The organism is Shewanella sp. CAL98-MNA-CIBAN-0140, from assembly GCF_040309905.1.
GTDB lineage: Bacteria > Pseudomonadota > Gammaproteobacteria > Enterobacterales > Shewanellaceae > Shewanella > Shewanella psychromarinicola.
The window spans coordinates 41,000-63,141 of record NZ_JBEOPI010000011.1; the positions used below are offsets into that span (position 1 = coordinate 41,000).

Annotated in this window: 16 protein-coding genes; 7 read left to right on the forward strand and 9 right to left on the reverse strand. The window is 41.4% G+C overall.

From position 1 onward, the window contains the following. Positions 1-18: 18 nt before the first annotated feature. Both ribF and murJ read right to left on the reverse strand, forming a co-directional pair. A complete protein-coding gene (gene ribF, locus AAEY93_RS07695) occupies positions 19-954 on the reverse strand; it encodes a bifunctional riboflavin kinase/FAD synthetase (protein ID WP_351075914.1) in 936 nt (311 codons plus the stop codon). A 135-nt stretch (positions 955-1,089) separates the two neighbouring features. Beyond that, positions 1,090-2,649: a murein biosynthesis integral membrane protein MurJ gene (gene murJ / locus AAEY93_RS07700; protein ID WP_351075917.1), complete on the reverse strand. Its 1,560-nt coding sequence runs from the start codon at positions 2,647-2,649 to the stop codon at positions 1,090-1,092. 258 nt (positions 2,650-2,907) lie between these two features. On the opposite strand from murJ, the gene rpsT reads away from it, so the two are divergent. Then, entirely contained in the window at positions 2,908-3,174 is a 267-nt protein-coding gene (gene rpsT / locus AAEY93_RS07705; RefSeq protein ID WP_101034567.1) for a 30S ribosomal protein S20, read from the forward strand. A 629-nt stretch (positions 3,175-3,803) separates the two neighbouring features. Here the strand turns inward: rpsT and AAEY93_RS07710 are convergent. Beyond that, positions 3,804-4,100: an ArsR/SmtB family transcription factor gene (locus AAEY93_RS07710; protein WP_101034566.1), complete on the reverse strand. Its 297-nt coding sequence runs from the start codon at positions 4,098-4,100 to the stop codon at positions 3,804-3,806. A 132-nt stretch (positions 4,101-4,232) separates the two neighbouring features. Here AAEY93_RS07710 and AAEY93_RS07715 point away from each other — a divergent pair, with 132 nt between their 5' ends. After that, a complete protein-coding gene (locus tag AAEY93_RS07715; RefSeq protein WP_351075922.1) occupies positions 4,233-5,678 on the forward strand; it encodes a M20/M25/M40 family metallo-hydrolase in 1,446 nt (481 codons plus the stop codon). Positions 5,679-5,784: 106 nt separating this feature from the next. Here the strand turns inward: AAEY93_RS07715 and yaaA are convergent, their stop codons facing one another. Next, positions 5,785-6,561: a peroxide stress protein YaaA gene (yaaA, locus tag AAEY93_RS07720; RefSeq protein WP_101034564.1), complete on the reverse strand. Its 777-nt coding sequence runs from the start codon at positions 6,559-6,561 to the stop codon at positions 5,785-5,787. Between the two features lie 101 nt (positions 6,562-6,662). Next, complete coding sequence (locus AAEY93_RS07725) at positions 6,663-8,099, reverse strand: alanine/glycine:cation symporter family protein (protein WP_101034838.1); 1,437 nt, start codon at positions 8,097-8,099, stop codon at positions 6,663-6,665. Positions 8,100-8,607: 508 nt separating this feature from the next. On the opposite strand from AAEY93_RS07725, the gene AAEY93_RS07730 reads away from it, so the two are divergent. The 5 genes from AAEY93_RS07730 to AAEY93_RS07750 all read left to right on the forward strand — a co-directional run bounded on the left by AAEY93_RS07730 (position 8,608) and on the right by AAEY93_RS07750 (position 15,836). After that, positions 8,608-10,974 (forward strand): phosphoketolase family protein, encoded by a 2,367-nt coding sequence (locus tag AAEY93_RS07730; RefSeq protein WP_124012219.1) that lies wholly within the window; start codon positions 8,608-8,610, stop codon positions 10,972-10,974. A 415-nt stretch (positions 10,975-11,389) separates the two neighbouring features. After that, a complete protein-coding gene (locus AAEY93_RS07735) occupies positions 11,390-12,502 on the forward strand; it encodes an OmpA family protein (RefSeq protein WP_351075926.1) in 1,113 nt (370 codons plus the stop codon). 295 nt (positions 12,503-12,797) lie between these two features. Next, positions 12,798-13,751, forward strand: a complete 954-nt coding sequence (gene tal / locus AAEY93_RS07740) for a transaldolase (protein WP_124012221.1) — start codon at positions 12,798-12,800, stop codon at positions 13,749-13,751. A 15-nt stretch (positions 13,752-13,766) separates the two neighbouring features. Continuing rightward, positions 13,767-15,404, forward strand: a complete 1,638-nt coding sequence (gene pgi / locus AAEY93_RS07745; protein WP_351075930.1) for a glucose-6-phosphate isomerase — start codon at positions 13,767-13,769, stop codon at positions 15,402-15,404. A gap of 246 nt (positions 15,405-15,650) precedes the next feature. Continuing rightward, entirely contained in the window at positions 15,651-15,836 is a 186-nt protein-coding gene (locus tag AAEY93_RS07750; protein ID WP_101034559.1) for a DUF3545 family protein, read from the forward strand. Positions 15,837-15,970: 134 nt separating this feature from the next. On the opposite strand, the gene AAEY93_RS07755 is transcribed toward AAEY93_RS07750, so the two are convergent. From AAEY93_RS07755 to thrA, 4 genes are all read right to left on the reverse strand, one after another. Beyond that, positions 15,971-16,513, reverse strand: a complete 543-nt coding sequence (locus tag AAEY93_RS07755; RefSeq protein ID WP_124012223.1) for a hemerythrin domain-containing protein — start codon at positions 16,511-16,513, stop codon at positions 15,971-15,973. 182 nt (positions 16,514-16,695) lie between these two features. Then, positions 16,696-17,979, reverse strand: a complete 1,284-nt coding sequence (thrC, locus tag AAEY93_RS07760; RefSeq protein WP_124012224.1) for a threonine synthase — start codon at positions 17,977-17,979, stop codon at positions 16,696-16,698. A 48-nt stretch (positions 17,980-18,027) separates the two neighbouring features. Beyond that, positions 18,028-18,987, reverse strand: a complete 960-nt coding sequence (gene thrB / locus AAEY93_RS07765; protein ID WP_206191822.1) for a homoserine kinase — start codon at positions 18,985-18,987, stop codon at positions 18,028-18,030. After that, the gene (thrA, locus tag AAEY93_RS07770; RefSeq protein WP_124012225.1) at positions 18,984-21,452 is read right to left on the reverse strand and encodes a bifunctional aspartate kinase/homoserine dehydrogenase I; all 2,469 of its coding nucleotides are present in this window, start codon (positions 21,450-21,452) and stop codon (positions 18,984-18,986) included. Before thrA ends, thrB begins: the two co-directional genes overlap by 4 nt. Positions 21,453-22,142 lie beyond the last annotated feature (690 nt).

A 22,142-nucleotide genomic window follows, 5' to 3' on the forward strand; every position in this document is an offset into this window, starting at 1 on the left:
TATTAAAGCTGATTCATTTCAGCTAGCATCGTTGCTAAATAAAGCGCGAGCTTCATTTGCATCATTTAAAATTTGTTTTTTTAGCGCATCCAATGACTCAAAGGGTTGCTCATCACGGATTTTTGCTATTAATTCTACTTCCACTCGTTTGCCGTATAAATCACCGCTAAAATCAAACAAATGGACTTCTAATCTGCAGGTTTGGCCATTTACAGTGGGCCTGAACCCTACATTAGCCACACCGTCATAAATATCGCTGCCATCCCAATACAAACGCACAGCAAATACCCCTCGAACAGGCACAACGTTACGCTTTAATGCTATATTTGCCGTTGGAAAACCGATTGTACGGCCTAATTTTTGTCCGTGAGCAACCCTACCACTTAAAATGAACGGATGTCCCAATAAACGTCTTGCTTGTTCTAAATTCCCTAACGCCAGTTGTTCTCTTACAGCCGTAGAACTTACTCGCGACGACCCAACCACAAAGCTTTGTGTACTGACAACCGTAAAACCAAATTGCTTACCTGCAGCAACGAGCATGTCAAAAGTACCTTCGCGGCCTTTACCAAAGCAAAAGTCATCACCCACGACGAGATATTTAACCCCGAGTTTTTTGACTAATAACTCTTCAATAAACGCTTCAGCAGGTTGATTAGCAAAAGCGGCAGTAAAATTGATACAGAGTAGCTGGTCAATTTTAAGCTCATCGAGTAATCTAATTTTATCGCGCAGAAGACTGAGACGAGCGGGAGCATCAGCACCACGAAAGCGTTCTTGTGGCTGAGGCTCAAAGGTCATTACTGTTGCAGGTAATTGAAAATGATGCGCTTTACTAACCAAGCAGCTGATCACCTGCGCATGACCACGATGGACACCATCAAAATTCCCTATGGTCAAAACGCAACCATGATGAGAAGGTAAAATATTGTGTATACCGCGGATTAATTCCATTACGCTCAATACTGCCTATAGCAAATCGGCAGATTATATACCCAAACCAATGTTAGATGCGAGTTTCAGGCTCAGATTATTACACAGGATTTAGGATAACCTGCCGATCCTCGGTCGGTGGTTCACCTTAGGAAATTATCCCTGGCGTTTAATTTTCCAAGGCCGAACGCCCAATGCCAGTAAACTCAACAAATAAATAACTGCACCGCCTACAATAAGCTCAATCAACATAAACATACGTTCAAAGGTTTGCCATTCAAGCCATACGCTTTGTTGTGGCATAAAATAAATAATGGCAATGGTCATTAAGGCTGTAGAAATGATCACTTTTAATGAGAAAAATAACGTTTGTCGACTCATTTGATAAACGCCCGCTTTGTGTAAACCGCGATATAACAAACTCGCATTTAATAGTGCAGACATTGATGTCGCAATGGCTAAGCCCACGTAGCCAAATGGAATAGCAAAAATAAGGTTAAACACCATATTGCTGACCATGGCAATAATGCCATATTTAACTGGTGTTTTAGTGTCTTGACGCGAGTAGTATCCCGGCGCTAACACTTTAATCATCATAAAACTCAATAAGCCACAACCGTATGCAACCAAGCTGTAGGACGCCATTTCAACGTCATTAAGACTAAAGGCTCCGCGCATAAACAACACCATCAGCATAGGTTTGGCCAGAATAATTAACCCTAACATCGCCGGAGTGCCTAATAGCAAAATGGCTTTAACGCCCCAGTCCATGGTTTGATTAAACCCAGTGCCTTGGGCATTAACATGTTTTTGCGATAATGCAGGCAAAATCACTGTGGCAATGGCAATGCCAAATAATCCTAAAGGGAACTCCAATAGGCGGTCAGCGTAATACAACCAACTTATCGATCCCGTCATCAAGAAACTGGCTATAAAAGTGTCGAACAATAAATTAATTTGTGAAACAGACACACCAAATAAGGCTGGGATCATCAAGGTTCTAATTTTTACCACACCAGGATGATTCCATCCCCACGTTGGCTTAACGAGCACGTTCTCACGAATTAAAAAGGGGATTTGGAACAAAAACTGAATCAGACCACCAAAAAAGACCCCCCAAGCTAAACCAATTTCAGGATTTTCTAAGGTGTCCGCATACCATAAAGCTACCGCAATAATTGCAACATTCAAAAATACAGGCGTAAAGGCTGATACAGCAAATCGTCCACGGGTGTTGAGTATCGAGCCCGCCAAGGCCGTAAAGGTGATAAACCACAAATAGGGAAAAGTAATTTTTAACATAACTGATGCAAGTTCGAACTTTTCGGCATTAGGCCCGTCATTGAGCCAATCGACGAACCACCCGCCACCAAAAAGGGCCGCTAATACGGGTGAAAAAACGACCCCAAACAAAGTCACAATAGTCACTAGTACGCCTAAGGTACCAGCAACCTTACTGATTAACTCACGAGTATCTTCTGGAGTCATGTTCTCCTGATACTCAGTCAGTACTGGCACAAATGCCTGCGCAAAAGCCCCTTCAGCAAATAAACGTCTTAAAAAGTTAGGTATTTTATTAGCAAAAAAGAATACATCCGCACTACTACCCGCCCCCATTAAATTGGCGATTACCACATCGCGAACTAAGCCTAATACTCGGGAAATCAGCGTCATAACACTGACAATTAGACCTGATTTAAATAATTTTTTGCTCAAACAGCCCCCAGACACTCGGTCACTTCTAAGAAATTAATGGGATTTATAATAAATATTCTATTCTAACGCTGTCACACAGACCGAAGAGCTGGTAGAATTACGCCACATATTACACGAGTTGGGTTGAAGTTTGGCATGCTAGGTTGGATTAATTTATCTTTATGATTATTATTCAACTATAGTCGTTGACAAGACGACAAAAAGCAGGCATATTCCTCGGCCTTAAAAGTATCAAATCCAGTTTTTAGGAGTTGCACCTTGGCTAATAGCAAGTCTGCAAAGAAGCGCGCGCTTCAGTCTGAAAAGCGTCGCCAGCATAACGCTAGTCGTCGCTCTATGTTACGTACATACGTTAAAAGAGTCATCGCTGCTATCAAAAGCGGTGATCATAAAGCGGCTACAGAAGCGTTTGCTACTGCACAACCAATTGTTGACCGTATGGCGACTAAAGGCATTATTCACAAGAATAAAGCCGCTCGTCAGAAGGCTCGCTTAAACGCAAAAATCAAAGCTATTGCAGCTTAGTTTTTTGTAGATTAAGATCCAAAAAACCGGCCTCGGCCGGTTTTTTTATATCTAAGTTTTACCCTCTCTATAAGATCTAGGTCGCTACACTGCTAGGATCTTGTCCTTGCCACCGCTTGCCACCGCTTGCTATCGTTTGTCATCGCTTACCATCGCTTATCACCGCTTATCATCGCTTATCATCGCTTATCATCGCTTATCATCGCTTATCATCGCTTATCATCGCTTACCATCGCTTGCCATCGCTTATCATCGCTTATCATCGCTTACCACCGCTTGTATCGCTTGTCATCGTTCCCTACCGCTTTTCATCTCAGAGATAGGAACAGCTTCGCGGCTAAGATTTTATAGGTTCTAACGACTTAACAAGAGAAGCAGGGGTACAGAGTGGGCGGCAGACAGAATGGAAACTTTCGCCAATGTCTATTTGAAATGAAGCGCTTGAGATGATCGTTGACAGTATTTATCACACTGACACATTGGTAGTATGAGGTATAAACGTATTGGAATTTATTGGGTACAAACGCGCACAGCATTATTAGGGTTAATAACAGCGTTAATAAAACTAAACGCCTTAACTTAAGACACCATTAATGAGATGTATCAGTTAAGACGTTTGCGGAGTTAATTTAGTAACAGTACATATTGTTCAATACTTGAATTAACTCTTTTACCTCATCACTTTTTAATGAATAGAAAACAGTTTGAGCTTCTTTCCTAGTACAGACTAAATTGTCTTTACGAAGCCATGCTAAATGTTGAGATAAAGCCGATTGGCTTAAGCCCAACTTCTTATTCATTTCGCCAACACACATTTCACCTTCATTAAGAAGATGACACAAAATAAATAATCTACGTTCATTTGCTAAAGCTTTTAGCAACACGACTGCATGATCTGCTTGATGTTGCATTTTTTCTATATTCATCACGCGCTCTTCTCCTCATCGATCCCCACTCTAATATAGCGTTCCCTTACAAATAGAGTCGGGACATGAAGCACACTTTTTGCTAGATTGTTGTGAAAAATGAGACTTAGCTATAATAATCAAAGGAAACTCATGAAAAACTATTACAGAGCCACTCTCGTCGGAGCGGTATTTGTCGCTATTGTTGGCTGCCAAGCAACCTCACCATCAAAAACGGCGGGCGATAATCTGATCATTAATCAGTCAGATGATGCCCAAATCAGTCTGCTGTTAGCCAAACAAGCCTTATCATCGAGTTTGAGCTATGACATTGTTGAATCGCTGACGGTCGAAGTGGGTCCACGATTGACTGGAACAGATAAAGATATTATCGCTGTTGATTGGGCCATGGAAAAACTGTGGTTACTCGGATTTGATAGAGTTTATAAAGAATCAGTCCAAGTGCCTGCTTGGTCTAGAGGGACCGCCCGCGCAAGCATAGTATCTCCTTATGAACAGCCGTTGGTGATCACAGCCTTAGGTGGCAGTGTCGCTACGCCCATTAATGGTCTTAAAGCTTCCATAGTACGTTTTGATAGCTTAGAAGAGTTAACCAATGCCTCGCCTGGGCGCATCGAAGGCAAGATTGTGTTTATCGACCACAAAACTGAACGCCATATTACTGGGAAAGGTTATGGTGAAGCCGTTGGTGGTCGTTCCCGTGGTGCTATCGTTGCCGCACAAAAAGGTGCAGTGGCAATCGTGATCCGTTCTATTGGGACCGATCATGACAGAATGGCCCATACTGGCATGATGCGTTATGAAGAAGGGACGCCTAAAATACCCGCCGCGGCGATGTCGAATCCCGATGCCGATTTAATTAATGCGATGTTAAAGCGAGATCCTAACATCACGCTATCCTTGAACATGACCTCAGAAAACTTAGGAATTGCCACTTCTTATAATGTTATCGCAGAAGTCACTGGTAGCAGTAAACCAGACGAAATAGTCCTTCTTGGCGCTCATCTTGATTCATGGGATGAAGGTACAGGTGCGATTGATGATGGTGCAGGTGTCGCGATTGTTACCACCGCAGCTAAACTTATCCAAGACTTACCACAAAAACCAGCACGCACAATTCGAGTGGTATTATACGCTGCGGAAGAAGTCGGTATGGTCGGTGGTAAAGCCTATGCAGCGCAGCATGCGGATGAGTTAGACAAGCATTATATTGCTGCAGAATCTGATTTTGGCGCAGGACCTGTCTATAAAATTGATTTTAATGTTAACCCCGCCACATTTGAACAGGTGAAACAACAACACTCAGCCATAACGCTAAACGGGGTTGAACTCGGTAATAACCAAGCCTCAGGCGGACCAGATGTGTCTATGCTGCCAGCATTAGGCGTTCCGGTCGCGTCATTAAATCAAGATGGTACTGATTACTTTGATTATCACCATACGCCGAATGATACATTGGATAAAATTGATCCAAAAAAACTGGCACAAAGTGCGGCGGCTTATGCTCAATTTGCTTATATGATGGCGCAATCAGAAATTACTTTAAGACCGGTTACCCAGAAAAAACAACAGCACTAATCCGTTTTATCTCTACAAAGAACCTATCTTAATAACTCAAAAAGCCCTCATTTAAGGGCTTTTTTATTGTACTCATTTTGTCCTAATATTATTATTTTCAAATGAGTTACTTTTGTTCATCTCGTAAAAACACCGGTTCTGTCGCCGTTGATTGTGCTTTGCTGTAATAATAACCTTGAAGATCAAACTCGGTTAATTGCTCAACAGTAGCGGGTTTGGTATCAACGATATAACGAGCCATCAATCCACGGGCTTTTTTAGCATAAAAACTAATCACTTTAAATTGACCGCTTTTGAAATCTTTAAACATTGGCGTAATTAACTGCCCTTCAAGCTGGTTCACTTTGACCGATTTAAAGTACTCATTCGAGGCCAGATTGACAATGATATCGTCACCCTGCTCTTTTAACGCCTGATTCACTTCACTAGTAATAATATCCCCCCAAAAAGCATATAAGTTACTGCCTTTAGCGTTAGTCAATTTTGTTCCCATCTCTAAACGATAAGGTTGAATTAAATCTAACGGTTTAAGCACACCATATAAGCCAGATAAAATACGCAGGTGCTGTTGACTAGAAGCCATTTGTGACTCAGATAAATTATCTGCATCAAACCCCGTGTATACATCACCTCTAAACGCAAAAATAGCTTGTTTGGCATTATCGAGCGTAAATGGGGGCTGCCACTCGGCAAAACGAGCCGCATTAAGCCCAGCGATTTTATCACTCACCTTCATCAGGCTGGCAATATCCATTGGTGTTAATGCACGGCATACATCCATCAATGTTTGGCTTTGTTTAAGCAAACTCGGCTGAGTATGAGTATTGGTAATAGGTGGGTTTTCGAAATCTAATGTTTTCGCAGGTGAAACTAAAACCAACATAAGTCTGCTCCAGATAAAATCATATTGTTATCATACTAAATTGATGTAAAAAAACCATGCCGTACTCGCATGGTTTTTTCGATTAGGTTAATAGACAAAACTTATTTATTAACGGGTTCACTCGAATTAGGCCAAATATTTTCTTCTAGTTGATCGGCTAACTCCGGAAACTTACTGGTATCAAAAATAGGATCTATACCGGCATCAATCTGCTCACGATAATCATTAATGACTCGGATCGCGAGACCAGATAACAACACCAGTGCAACAATGTTAACAATGGCCATTAATCCCATTGAGACATCGGCTAAATCCCACACCAAGCTAATTTTGGCTAGCGAGCCAAACATCACCATGCCTAACACCACGACACGAAATAACGGTAAGGCCTTTTTACTATTGCCAAACAAAAACATCACATTGGTTTCTGCATAAGAATAGTTAGCAATAATAGAAGTAAAGCAGAACAGTAAAATGGCAAAAGCAATAAATGCACCACCCCACTCGCCAACATGACTCGTCAAGGCACTAATGGTTTTGGCTATACCATCAGAACTCGCTGCAGCATCTCCTGACAATAAAATAATCGCGGCTGTTGCAGTACAAATAACAATAGTATCGACAAAAACCCCCATCATTTGCACAAAACCTTGTGACGCTGGATGATTAGGGTTTGGCGATGCACTAGCCGCAACGTTTGCCGCACTGCCCATTCCGGCCTCATTTGAAAACAATCCTCGGGCAATACCCGCTTGCATTGCTTGAGCAACACTATATGCAACACCACCAGCAGCGGCTTCTTGCCAGCCAAATGCACTATTAATTACCAGCATAAATATGTCGGGTAACTTTTCAATATTCATTGCCACTACAACCAATGCGATCGCGATGTAAGCAATCGCCATAACAGGCACAATTAACTCAGAGACTTTAGCTACTTTCTTAAGGCCACCAACAATGACAAAAGCACTGCAGAGCACAATAACAATTCCGACATCGAATGGCTCAAAACCAAAAACCTGAGTCATCGCGCCGGTAATGGTGTTGGCTTGAACGGCATTAAAGACTAACCCAAAAGCTACAATTAACAATAAAGAGAAAACCACGCCCATCCAGCGTTGGCCAAGACCTTTCTCCATATAATATGCAGGTCCACCGCGGTACTGGCCATCACTATCGGTCACTTTATAGACTTGGGCAAGCGTCGACTCAATCATTGCTGTTGCCATACCCAGTACCGCAATAGCCCACATCCAAAACACGGCACCCGGGCCTGCAGTACCAATTGCAACGGCCACACCGGCCATATTACCCGCCCCCACGCGCGCCGCCATACTGGTACAAAAAACTTGAAATGATGATAAGCCATGCTTGCCTGGACGACGGCTAATCGTCAATACTTTAATACCATGAACAAAATGTGTTACTTGAATAAAACCGAGACGAATGGTAAAAAACAATCCAGCTCCCACCAGCCCATAAACCAATAACTTGCCCCAAAGCAAGCTATTCATAAAATTAATAATCGTTTCTAACATTGCCATATTGTCTAATCTTCCCCGTGAATAATATTATTATTTTAGTCCAGGCTATTGCACTGAATATAAGCCACATAATAAAACAGAATCTATACTGTTATGAGTCTAACGATAAAAATAAACTCAAATACCTTGGCTAACTTGCCATAAAAAACCAACCTATGGCGTATAAATAGGTATTGATTATCAAGGACTGAGAATACTAAGGCCACTTGTTTGTAAGCGATATACGACTAGATGTATTTTTCTGCGCTGCAGAAAACCTTAATTGAAATGCAACAAGTGAGTTCCATCACACTTTATCATTTCTCATCTAAATGCTCTATGTTTAAAATTTCGTAAAAGTGTAGTTAAATTTCAACTAATTAACTACAAACCTCTCAAAATGCGCTCTAAAGCGAAATTCATTATTCAAAAGTTAGATAAAGGCCACGTTATTGTAACTAAATTACAAATACAGTATTCTTAAGATAGATTATTAATGCTTTTCCCTTTGAACGAGGCAACTATGACAGACTCACATGAAATAATCGCGCTGAAGAAATACGTTAGAGCAACGAACTTCCTTGCGACGTCACAAATTTACCTAAAGCAAAACGTGCTTTATAAACGCCATTTAGAGCACACAGACATTAAACCACGCCTTTTAGGCCATTGGGGCACATGCCCGGGGATCAACTTTGTTTATGCTAACGTAAACCGTCTAATCGTTAAGCACAAGCGTGAGTTTCTTTATCTTGTAGGCCCGGGACATGGTTTCCCAGCGGTGCAAGCTAACTTATTTATGGAAGGCTCATTAAGTCATTTCTATCCAGAGACCATTCCATTTACAGAAACAGGTATCGAAGATATCTGTAAAAAATTCTCCGCCGCTTACGGTTATCCATCACATGCAAACCCAGAAGCGCCAGGTCAAATATTAGAAGGTGGTGAGCTTGGCTATTCACTTTCAGTTGCTTGGGGCTCTGTATTAGATAACCCAAATCTTATTGCCGCCTGTTTAATCGGTGACGGTGAAGCAGAAACAGGTCCATTAGCTGCGTCTTGGTATGCTAACCGTTTAGTGTCACCAGAGCACAACGGTGCTGTACTGCCAATCGTGCATATTAACGGTTACAAAATATCTGGCCCTACCCGTATGGGACGTATGAGCCATGAAGAACTCGATTTAGAATTCCGTGGTCTTGGTTATCACCCAATCATCGTTGATGATGAAATGGAAACCGATATCTTTGAACAAATGACTGCGGCAATGGACTTGTCTTATGACATGATCAATGACATTCAACGCCGTGCCCGTTCTGGCGAAGATGTTGTCAAACCACGCTGGCCGGTTATTTTAATGAGAACCTCAAAAGGTTGGACGGGTACCGCTGAATATGAGGGTAAAAAACTAGAAGGTAACTGCGAATCTCACCAAGTTATTGTGAGCAATTGTGCTAAAGATAAAGGGCACCTTGAAGCACTTGATAAGTGGTTAGCGAGCTATAAGTTCGACGAACTAGTACAAACTACTGAAAGCGGTGAATTAATATTTGATAAAGACATTTTATCATTAATGCCACCAAAAGATTTATGCTGTGGTCGTCAACGTCTAAGCTACGGCGGTGAAGTGGTTCGTGCTTTAGCTAATCCAGACTTAAGTAAACTAGGTTATGGTTCAGAAACGCCTCGTGGTCAACGTGGTTTCTCAATGTTGAAAATGGGTGAGTGGATGCGTGATGCGTTCAAGCTAAACCGTGATCAACGAAACCTACGTATCTTCAGTCCTGATGAAACTTATTCTAATCAACTACAAGCTGTGTTTGAAGAAACTGACCGTTCATGGCAGTGGCCGATAGAAAGTTGGGACCAAGATATGTCTCGCGACGGCCGTGTTATTGAATTATTATCTGAAAACTTGTTGTTTGGTATGTTACATGGTTACACAGTAACGGGCCGCCATGGCATGTTCCCTACCTACGAGTCTTTCTCTCAGGTAGTGTCATCAATGGCTGACCAATACTGTAAATATGTCCATGCAAGCCAAGGGATCCATTTCCGTAAGCCAATTCCAGCATGTAACGTCGTATTATCATCGCTACTAGAGCGTCAAGATCACAACGGTTATTCTCATCAGAACCCGTCTTTCCTAGGCGCTATGTTAGAGAAGCACCCAAACATTATCTCTGCTTATTTACCATCAGATGCTAACAGCACCTTGGTCTATACCGAAAAAGCTTATGCTGACAGAGACAAATTGAATATTATTGTTGCCGGTAAAAAGTCACTACCACAGTGGTTATCACTGGATGAAGCCCGTAAGCAAGCTAAAGACGGCGTTATGGTGTGGGACTTTGCCTCTGATGAAAATCCAGATGTGGTATTAGCGGGTTGTGGCGACTATGCAACTCAAGAATGTATGGCCTCACTAGTACTCATCCGTGAGATCCTACCAAGAGTGCGTATCCGTTTTGTGAGTGTGTCAGAACTTCACAGCAGCGGTTTAGGTAATCTTAAGTTCCAAAGCAAGCCTTGGATGATGGACGAAGTGTTCACCCAAGACAAAGGCGTGGTATTTAACTACCATGGTTACCCAAATACCATCAAGAAACTGGTATTCGATTATAAAGGTAACCGTCGTTTCCGTATTAAGGGTTATGAAGAAGAAGGTTCAACGACGACTCCATTTGATATGGGCGTACGTAACGGTACCTCTCGCTACCACTTAGTTATCGATATGGCTTACAAGTTGTTCCAGCAAGGCGTGATTGATGAAACACAACATGTGACCATCACTACCGACATGTTACAACGCTTGGTAGATCACAAAAACTATATCAAAGCAAACGGTGTTGACCCAGAAGAGATCGAAAACTGGGTGTGGACTCGTTAAAACGAAGTCACTTTAGACAACAAAAATACGCCTTCAGGGCGTATTTTTGCTTTTACCATTCAAAAAAATAATTATGTTGACCGTATAAAACTAATTATGTTGACCGTATGAAACTAACGTAAAAAACATAGATAATTTTAACAATTATTATTCAATATTTTATAAATATAAACTCAATCATACTTAGTTTCTTTTTTAGCAATTTTTTCAATGAAACATCTATTTATCAACAGCGCCATTAAATTAATTATGACCAAAAATTAATCTTTCTTACTATAGATAAACCTCTCATTACCACCCATAATTGCGACGCTGACTAAAAATACAAAGAAACCCCATATTAAGCGTCAGTAATGCATAACAGTAACAACTCCGTTACATGCATTTTTGGAGTAAAATAACAATGGACGTATATATGATGAAGAACACATTAAAAGTAGTATTACTTACCTCTCTATTACCTTTTGCTGCATCTGCGGCAGAACAACTAACACCTTGGTACGTTGGTGGGGGTTTAGGCGTCAACAACTATGAACCAAATTGCGATCAAAAAACCATGAAAGTGTGTGGTGAAGATGACCCATATGCATGGGATGTATTTGGTGGATATTTATTTAACGACTATGTTGGTATCGAACTGGGTTATCGTGACCTTGGCCGTGCTGAATGGACTGATTATTCAAACAAGCGTAATGATGTTGGTGCTCGTGGTATGTCATTAGGTTTTGTTGGTTTTTACCCACTGGCAGACAAGTGGAGTTTATCTGCTGAAGCAGGTGCACTTAACTATTTAATCTCTAACAAAAAAGAATACAACACTGAATACTACAGTGATAGCGGTATTGCACCCTACTTAGGTGCTGGTATTGGTTATAACGTGACTGACAATCTAAAGTTACAAGCTAAGTACCGTCGTTATGAAAACCTTGACGAAGAAAAGTGGAATACACTGTCAATGGAAAGCAACTACTGGGGTCTTGAACTAAGTTACCGTTTTGGTACTAGCGCTCCTGCAGCCGCTCCAGTGGCAGCACCGATGGTTGTCGCAGCATCTGGTGATGCTGACAAAGATGGCGTAACAGACAACATGGACAAATGTCCGAATACCCCTTTAACCCACAAAGTTGATGCGACAGGTTGTAGTGTTTATGAATACATCACCACTAAGCATGACTTAGGCGGCATTTTGTTTGCTAACGATTCAGCGGTTATCCGTAAGGGTTCATTGGACGATTTAAATAAATTAGCCAATTTCTTAAACAAGAATCCACAACACACGGTATCGATTGAAGGCCATGCGTCTAACGTAGGTAAAGCAGCATATAACATGAAGCTTTCTGAGCGTCGTGCCGATTCAGTTGCTAAAGCGCTAAACCAAAAATACGGGATCAACACTAGCCGTATTGATTCAATTGGCTATGGTGTGACTAAACCTGTTATTCAAGGTAGTTCAGCTGAAGCTAACCGTGTAAACCGTCGTATCGAAGCTATCGTGACGGGTACCGAAAAGCGCGTAGTATTACGTTAATTTTAATATTGATACGCTATACTTTACAGTCGCTGCTCGCAGCGACTTTTTTATTTTAAGAACAACGTAAAAAACAGTGTAGCAGAGGCTATCACTGACGTTGCGATACTAGAACTGGAAGTATTAATCATATTAAGCGACCCATTCTGTCTATTTAGCAACAATACCGGCGTTAATTAAGTAAAAATTACCTAATATTTGGTAATTTTTTTACAAATAAAGTTGGAATAATCACTAAAATCGCTTCTAATAAAGGCATTGATCTATATTCATTGCTTATCGAGAGGAAATTTACATGACCAGTACACTCGCGCAACTCAAGTCATTCACTACCATCGTTGCAGATACCGGCGACATAGAGGCGATTAAGCGGTACCAGCCTCAAGACGCAACAACCAACCCATCACTTATTTTAAAAGCCTCTCAGATCCCGCAATACGCTTTTCTGATTGAGAATGCAATTGAATGGGCCAAAACGCAAAGCCACAGTATTGAACAACAAATTGAAGATGCTGGTGATAAACTAGCCGTGAATATCGGTATAGAAATTTTAAAAATAGTCCCAGGCCGTATTTCAACAGAAGTAGATGCTCGGTTATCTTTTGACAAACAACGCTCAATTGACAAAGCGCACAAGCTAATCAAATTATACCAAGAAGCCGGAATTGATAAATCACGTATTCTCATTAAACTAGCCTCCACTTGGGAAGGAATTTGCGCTGCCAAAGTACTTGAACAAGAAGGCATCAACTGCAACCTAACATTACTGTTTAGCTTTGCTCAAGCAAGAGCGTGTGCAGAAGCTGGTGCTTACCTCATTTCGCCTTTTGTTGGCCGCATTTTAGATTGGTATAAAAAAGACACCGGCCAAGATTACACCGCTGAAACGGATCCTGGTGTGGTCTCTGTAACTGAAATTTACAACTACTACAAGCAGCATGGTTATAGCACGGTTGTGATGGGTGCCAGTTTTAGAAACATAGGTGAGATTATCGAATTAGCAGGTTGTGACCGTCTAACGATTGGCCCTGCATTATTAGAAGAGTTAGCCAATACTGATGTGGAAATTAGCCGAAAATTAGTGGCGACGTCATCAACACATGCGGCTCCGACAGCATTAACTGAAGCACAATTCCGTTGGGCGTTTAATGAAGAGCCAATGGCAGTTGATAAATTAGCTGAAGGTATTCGTAACTTTGCTATCGACCAAAGTAAACTTGAAGTTATGCTAAAAATAAAATTAAGCTAGTTGGAGGCTTTACTCGTGACGACACTGACTCAAAGCACGACTTGGAAAGCGCTAAAAAACCATACAAGTCAACTTCCTCACATGCGCGAATTGTTTGCTCAAAACCCACAACGTTTTGAGCAAATGAGCGTTGCGGCTTGTGGTCTGTTTTTAGATTACTCTAAAAACCGTGTGAACGATGAAACACTTAAGCTGCTATTCTCTCTCGCTAAAGAAGCAAAACTGAGTGAAAAGATTACTGCAATGTTCAATGGCGATGTGATTAACAATACTGAACAACGCTCAGTTTTACACACAGCATTGCGCAGTAAAGCCACTCAAACAATTATTGCTGAAGGCGCGAATATCGTTCCTGAAGTGCAGCAAACATTAGCCAAAATGGCTAAATTTGTTGACTCGGTTCAGTCTGGTGATTGGAAAGGTTATACCGGTAAAGCGATTACAGATATCGTTAGTATCGGTATTGGAGGCTCATTTCTTGGACCTAAAATTGTTTCTCAAGCGTTAAGACCCTATTGGCGAGATGGGCTTAACTGTCATTTTGTCGCTAACGTTGATGCGAGCTCTATTTGTGAAAAATTAATCCACCTCAATGCTGAAACCACATTGTTTGTGATGTCGTCAAAATCATTCGATACCCAAGAGACACTAACCAATACCCTTAGCGCTAAAGATTGGTTTTTAGCCCAAGGGGCAAGCCAACAAGATGTCGCCAAACACTTTGTGGCTGTGACATCCAATGTGGCTAAAGCAACAGAGTTTGGGATGGACGCTAACAACATATTCCCAATGTGGGATTGGGTTGGCGGACGTTACTCATTATGGTCAGCCATTGGTTTACCTATTGCTCTGCTTATCGGCATGGATAACTTTATAGCCTTGTTAGAGGGTGCTCATCAAATGGATGAGCATTTTGTTAATACGCCTATTGAGCAAAACATGCCAGTGATAATGGCGATGTTGTCGGTATTATATGGCAACTTCCATGGTGCTCAAGCACATGTCATTTTGACCTATGATCATAATCTGCGCGGACTACCTGCATATTTCCAGCAGTTAGACATGGAGAGTAATGGTAAATCAGTGACTCTGGACGGTACAGATGTTGATTACAGCACTGGCCCGGTCATTTGGGGCGGTGAAGGCACTAATGGTCAACATGCATATCATCAGTTGTTGCATCAAGGTACCGCTCTTATTCCTGCAGACTTTATCATGCCGTTGCAAAGCCATAATCCGCTCGGTAAACATCATGACCAACTTGCATCAAATTGCTTTGGCCAAACCCAAGCGTTAATGCAAGGCCGAACTTATGATGAAGCTCTTGCTGAACTCAGTAATAGTCCGTTGGACGATGCTCAAATAGCGCTTATTGCCAAGCATAAAGTAATGTCAGGTAACAAACCGAGCAATACTCTACTGATGAACAAACTAACGCCAACGACATTAGGAGCGTTAATTGCGTTGTACGAGCACAAAACGTTTGTTCAAGGCGCTATATGGCAAATCAATTCATTTGATCAGTGGGGAGTTGAATTAGGTAAACAGCTAGGCAATGACGTATTAGACCGTATTGGCGCTAAAGAAGGAGCGACACAGTTAGACTCATCAAGTAATGCGTTAATCAACCTGTATCGTCAGGGACAGCTTTAAGACTTAACACACTCGATAGGAAACTTATTTATCAAAAACATCTTTAACACTGTTGGGGGTGTTTTTTTATTGTCAGGATATATATTGAAAAATATCGTTAAAGGCTAACTAAAACATCGATATAACGCATTAAACTTTAACTATTTAGTAATGCAAATGAAACGCAAATGAAACGTAAATGTTGCACCCTATGGTTGAAATGTGATATCTATTTACAGAGACATCATAATAACAAGGGAGGTTACCATGGATAGATTAGACTATGGTGGTGCGCTAGACGAAGTTGTTGAAAGACCAAGCCGTTCAAAAAGCTCGTCAAAAAAACGAAAATGGCGTGAAATTGAAGCCATTAAGGATAAACAGCGTTTACTCAAGGAATTGCAAGATATTGACGATTCATTCGATTTTGATGTCAACACATTAGTGCTTTAATTGGGTCCAATCACAATGAAAGCTTAACGATAAAATCAACAAAAAGAGCGCTTAATGCGCTCTTTTTGTTGACAAGATTTATTCAGCTTGACCATTAATGGACATCAAAGCCCTCTAGTACAAGAATAAGTGCATCATTTATTATCCGCATGTTCAATATAGTCACGTAAATCTTCAAAAATCGTTTTATCATTGTCATTAAATAATGGATCTTCAATTAACCGTTTCTGGCATAAGACGGTGATTTTTTGCCAATCACTATCGTCCAACGTCTTAATAAAATTGGGAAACACTTCTCGCTCTTCATACTGCATATGTCGTTGTTGTAGCTCAATATACTCTTGCAGATCGTTAATCAGCTTTTCACGTGAAATCACCACATCAGATAAAATCATATTCAAGCTATACACTAAAGCGCCTGATGTTTCAGCTAAACGATGATGTTCATTATACAACTGACCACAATTTGCTTGGCCAGTTTTATTACTGTAATAATCAAAAATGATATCTTCTAATGGATGATGACTGTGTTCAGCATAACCCTGCATGTACTCAACAATATCTCTAACCAGATTAAAATTTACGCCTTGACCATCGGCCAATCGAGTCAATTTATTGGAAAGAATATTCAACAAAATGGCAATATGCTTATGATCTTGCATTAAACGTTGCAACATAGTCTTCTCCCGTAATCTCTTTTACAAACGCCAATCTATAAATAATAGCCAATAACGCACTATTTACTAATCTACACTGGTATAAACCTTTTGAGGTATGACCAAGATCATAATATTGAAATATATCTACCACCTTATATCGATTAAATTGATATAAAGTGGTAGACATTTGAAAAAGTAGACTATTTCAATACAGCAAACATATGTGCTTTGAGTTGCTCAAAGTCTGCGGGTAACTGTGCTGACAAAATATCTTTTTCTACAACCGCAGCCAACTCAGGAGGCAAGGGCAAATTAATTGATAACTCACGGTCAACCACATCCTTAAACTTGGCAGGATGGGCGGTACCAAGAAAGATACCTTTTTCGTTGCCATCAAGACCGAGTGTTAATGCATGGGCTGCGATGGCCGCATGAGGTTCAGATTGATAACCTAAACGATACAGTTCTGCTAACGCCGCCGAGGTATCGTCCTCCGACAACGCTAAACCCGATACCAAAGACAATGGCCAGCCCATTTGCCCGCAGATAGCTTCAACACGAGGCCAATTACTTGGCTCAGACACATCCATCGCATTTGACATGGTTGCCACTGTTTTATGCGGTTGCCATTTTCCCTCCACAAGGTAACGCGGTACAGTGTCATTACTGTTGGTGGCAGCAATAAAGCGTTTAATCGGTAAGCCCATGGCTTTAGCAAATAAACCCGCGGTTAAGTTACCAAAGTTACCACTGGGTACTGCCATGACAATCTCATCATAGCCAGCTTGTTTGGCTTGCGCGACAGCTTCAAAGTAGTAACAAATTTGCGCCAGTAATCGGCTGATATTAATTGAATTAGCAGAGTTTAACGCTAAATCATCACGAACATCACTATCATCAAAAGCTTGTTTGACTAAATCCTGACAGGCATCAAAGTCAGCTGTTACCGCCACAGTATGAATATTTTTGCCTAAGGTGGTAAACATCTTTTCTTGCAGCTCGCTGATTTTACCTTTTGGGTATAGCACCATCACATTGACGTTATCTAGGCCATAGAAGGCATCTGCTACTGCGGCACCAGTATCACCAGATGTCGCCGTTAAAATAGTCAGTTTTTTATTTCCAGCAAGTAAATCAATGCATTGGGCCATAAACCGCGCGCCAAAATCTTTAAAGGCCAATGTTGGCCCATGGAAAAGCTCTAAACAGGCACGTTTCTCATCAACCTTGCTTAGCGGCACATCAAAGGTAAAGGCCTTATCCACTAGCTTATCAACACTTTCCTGCCCTAGCTCATCGGCTAACCAAGCGCCCAACACTTTTTTGCTACGCTCAGCAAAGGGTAGTGCCAATAATGCATCGATATCAGCCAATACAGGGATTGATGTCGGGAAAAATAGCCCGCGATCTTGGCCTAAACCAAGCTGAACAGCCTGACTGAAGTTAACTACCTGCGATGGGTGCTTTAAATTATATAATTCCATTGCGACTACCTTTTAAATTTCAATATGCATAATACCAAAGAGTGTGAGTTACACGCAGCGCGTGCCAAGCTGATCTAATTTACAAACATGAGTAAAGCCACCTGACTCAGAAATATAATGTTCCATTAACCAATCTTTGGCTTTTTCTGCTGTGGCTAAATCGTCAGTCACACTAAACAGTGTTGGGCCACTGCCAGAAATCCCTGTCGTCAGCATGCCTAATTCAGTTAACGCTGCTCGAGCATCGGTATAGCCAGGGATCGACGCCGCTCGATAAGGTTCAGCCAGGACATCTTTTAGCATTTCAATCGCCAGTGCAGCATCTTGCTGATAACTTGCGTGAACAAATGCACTTAAGTGACGACCGAAATCAATCGCAACAGATTTATCATATTGTTCAGGTAATAATGCCCGCATTTTGGCAGTAGATAATGAAATACCAGGATAAGCGACCACCCAATACCAATTATCAAAGCTAGGAATAACGGCACAGGCTTTGTCACGAGAATTAAGCATTAATTGCATGCCACCTAAGTAGCAAGGCGCCACATTGTCATAATGTACGCTACCGGATATTTTACCTTCAAACTCACCCATCAATCCTAATAAGGCTTGCTGGTCAAACGGTAGTCCAAAATATTCATTTAACGCATATAGTCCAGCAACAACTGAACTAGCACTTGAGCCTAAGCCACTGCCTACAGGAAGGTTTTTTTCCAGACAAACGGTTACCCCATCTTGTCTTTGAAGTTTATCTAAGAAAAACTCAGCACATTGATAGACGATATTGTCCTTGCCATCTGCCGGTAACTTATGTGCCCACGGACCGACTTGGCTAAAATGAACACCTTCTTCAGCGCCGCTAATCATCACCCTATCACCCAACAATGACCCATCGACTGGCGCTAATGCAGCACCCAGCAAATCAAAGCCAACGCCAACATTACCCATTGATGCAGGAGCATAAACAGTTAGCATTTTCTGACTAATATTTAACACCTGACTCATAGACCCACCTCACGGGTCCAATTTAGGGTTCTTAATACGTCAGCGAAGGCGCCAGCTGCCGTGACGTCGATGCCTGCACCGTAGCCCCTTAGCACAAAAGGAATGGGCTGATAATAGCGGCTATAAAACGCCAGCGCATTCTCGCCACCTTTTACGCTGTATAGCGGGTCGGTTGCATCAACCTCAACAATTCGGACATAACATAAGCCCGCTTCGATTTGGCCTACATAACGCAGTACTCTTCCCTCGGCTTTTGCCGCCGCAACTCGGGCAGAGATGTCAGCATCCAATGAAGGAAGGTTAGCCATAAACTGGTTTACATCGCCTGAGTCATCAAAATGAGCCGGTAATACAGACTCAACATTAATATCATCGAGTTCTAAAGGTAAACCCACTTCTCTGGCTAAAATTAACACCTTACGCGCCACATCCATACCACTGAGGTCATCTCGGGGGTCGGGCTCAGTAAAACACTTATCGCGGGCAATCGCGGTCGCTTGAGATAGGCTCATGCCTTCGTCTAACATACCAAAAATATACGATAACGACCCAGATAAAATACCATTAAACTTATGTAGCTTATCACCCGCATACATCAGTTTTTTAAGGTTATCGATAACGGGTAAACCTGCACCTACCGTCGTTTCATACAAAAATTGACGACGTTGAGTTAATGCCGTTTTACGCAATGCTTGATAGTAAGCATAATCACGAGTGTTCGACTTTTTGTTTGGCGTAACGACATGGAAACCGGCATTCATTACATCGAGATAACGGTCTGAGATTAGCTCGCTTGAAGTACAATCAACCAATACAGGATTAAGCAATTGTTGCTCTTGCCCCCACTCAAGTAGCTTAGGTAAATCATACGGTTGGCCTTTTTCGGTCAATAATAATTGCCACTCACTAAGCTCAAGACCGTCACTGTTTAACAGCATTTGACGTGAATTGGCGATACAACAAACACGAATACTAATGTGCTGCTCTTTTAACATCGCGCTTTGCTGCTTAATTTGCTCTAATAAACCCGCGCCAACATTACCACTGCCCACTAAAAAGACATCAAGATACTGTTGTACATCAAAAAAGGCTTGATGACATGCCCCAATAGCATGTTTGGTTTTTTTCTGCTGGATTACCGTTGAAATTGAGCGCTCTGATGATCCTTGCGCAATAGCAACAATATTGACACTGGCTTTAGCTAACGCAGTAAAAAACTTAGCCGCTACGCCTTTGTGGGTTTTCATGCCATCACCAATCAATGACACAATCGACAAGCCTTCACGTAACTCAATTGGTTCAAGTAATTCACTTTTAATTTCAAGTTCAAACTCTTGCTCTAAAGCCCATTTAGCTTTGCTAGCATCGAGGGTAGCCACACAAAAACTGATACTGTATTCCGATGAACTTTGAGTGATAAGAGATACCGAGATACCACTCCGAGATATGGCCGCTAAAGTACGACTTGCCATGCCAACCATGCCTTTCATACCTGGACCAGAGACATTAAACATGGTTTGGTTATCGAGATTTGAAATAGCCTTTACTTGCAAACCGGTTTTATCATCGTCATTAGACACTAGCGTGCCGGGAGCCGATGGATTGAAACTGTTTTTGATATAACAAGGAATATGATATTGAGCAATCGGTCCAATGGTTTTGGGGTGTAATACTTTCGCACCAAAATAAGATAACTCCATGGCTTCTTGATAGCTTAATTGTGACAATAATTTAGCATCTGCGACCACACGAGGGTCAGTATTGTAAACCCCATCAACGTCAGTCCAAATTTCACAACTAGAGGCATCTAAACAAGCGGCTAGCACTGCAGCTGAATAATCAGAACCATTACGCCCTAATGTCACCACTTTGCCATGAACATCGGCAGCGGTGAAACCTGGCATAACCCACACGCGATACTGATCTAAAGGCAGAACAGAAAAACGAGGTTTGCTCACGGCAATATCGACGACCGATTCCAATGGCTGTCCATGCGCTAAAAATAACGCAACTGGATCTAATTGTGCTGAAGTGATGTCTTTTGCCAGCATAACTTGTTCCATTAATGCAGCAGATAAACGTTCACCTGTGACCACTATTTCTGCGCGAACACTATCAGGGCATTCGCCCAATAATTTAATGCCGTAAAGTTTGTCTTTCCAAACTTGCATCTGCGCAGCTAATTTTTCAACCAGTAAGCCATGCTGATGAGCCGTTATAAGTGATACTGCTGCGTCAGAAAAGAGTTCGCTATACACAGTGTCAATATGGTCTAACACGGGTTGATAGTCTTGTTGTTTAACCGCTATATCGACCATTTCTAAAAGTGCATTAGTCACTGTGGCCGGAGCTGAAAGTACCGTAGCAACTGATTCTGTCGAAGCCGTGTCAGCAATAATGTCTGCTGCCATCAAAAAGCGAGGCCAATTCGCCAGCGATGTCCCACCAAATTTCATTACTTTCATGTCGCTCTCCTTGTCACTCATACTAGTGACAACATTAAATTAAAATCAAATGACTATAATTAAAAACAAAAAAGCCCGCTTCAGGTGATGAGAAGCGGGCTTGTTATGCAAATCTTTTAGGGTGAAATCAGCCCGCCCCCACTATGGTAATAGTGGTGGTTGTAATGGTAGTAATTACAACAAGCATGAGGGTAAACATTTGATGATTCTCTTTGTTTTATTAAATGTTAACGGCCGATATTATTTAATCCGATTAAATAGCTGATCCACTTCAGCTAACAGAATTGCTTTTTTTACCTAAGGTTGTCAACCCCTCCTTACGCTTTATTTACCAGTTATTTTAGAACTTGAGTTGATTTTTGAATATTCAACAGATTTAAAATGAGAATTGAGTATCAATAACCATTACCTCTATCAACAACTAACGTTAACGTCAACGTCGATAAAGGCGCTAAAATAAATAAAGTACAATAAATACAAAGGATTGAATAATATGTAACCGTTAAAGTATTGCCGATAAATGTGTTACCAAGATGATTTAAAAGTCTTATCAACTTGTACCACAATTAAGATGAGTTAATTTCAACATCAGTACCATAAAACATGCAGCACAATACAAAATAAAAAAAGCTGTGATTCAATAAGCAAAAACTGATGTTATCCATCGCAGCCTGATAGCAAAATACGCTA

Bases quoted from the DNA above. Each gene is read 5' to 3' on its own strand.
- AAEY93_RS07730 (WP_124012219.1), top strand. From the start codon at position 8,608: ATGACAGACTCACATGAAATAATCGCGCTGAAGAAATACGTTAGAGCA.
- tal (WP_124012221.1), top strand. From the start codon at position 12,798: ATGACCAGTACACTCGCGCAACTCAAGTCATTCACTACCATCGTTGCA.
- AAEY93_RS07725 (WP_101034838.1), bottom strand. From the start codon at position 8,099: ATGTTAGAAACGATTATTAATTTTATGAATAGCTTGCTTTGGGGCAAG.
- AAEY93_RS07750 (WP_101034559.1), top strand. From the start codon at position 15,651: ATGGATAGATTAGACTATGGTGGTGCGCTAGACGAAGTTGTTGAAAGA.
- AAEY93_RS07715 (WP_351075922.1), top strand. From the start codon at position 4,233: ATGAAAAACTATTACAGAGCCACTCTCGTCGGAGCGGTATTTGTCGCT.
- yaaA (WP_101034564.1), bottom strand. From the start codon at position 6,561: ATGTTGGTTTTAGTTTCACCTGCGAAAACATTAGATTTCGAAAACCCA.
- AAEY93_RS07735 (WP_351075926.1), top strand. From the start codon at position 11,390: ATGATGAAGAACACATTAAAAGTAGTATTACTTACCTCTCTATTACCT.
- thrA (WP_124012225.1), bottom strand. From the start codon at position 21,452: ATGAAAGTAATGAAATTTGGTGGGACATCGCTGGCGAATTGGCCTCGC.
- thrB (WP_206191822.1), bottom strand. From the start codon at position 18,987: ATGAGTCAGGTGTTAAATATTAGTCAGAAAATGCTAACTGTTTATGCT.
- thrC (WP_124012224.1), bottom strand. From the start codon at position 17,979: ATGGAATTATATAATTTAAAGCACCCATCGCAGGTAGTTAACTTCAGT.
- AAEY93_RS07710 (WP_101034566.1), bottom strand. From the start codon at position 4,100: ATGAATATAGAAAAAATGCAACATCAAGCAGATCATGCAGTCGTGTTG.
- AAEY93_RS07755 (WP_124012223.1), bottom strand. From the start codon at position 16,513: ATGTTGCAACGTTTAATGCAAGATCATAAGCATATTGCCATTTTGTTG.
- ribF (WP_351075914.1), bottom strand. From the start codon at position 954: ATGGAATTAATCCGCGGTATACACAATATTTTACCTTCTCATCATGGT.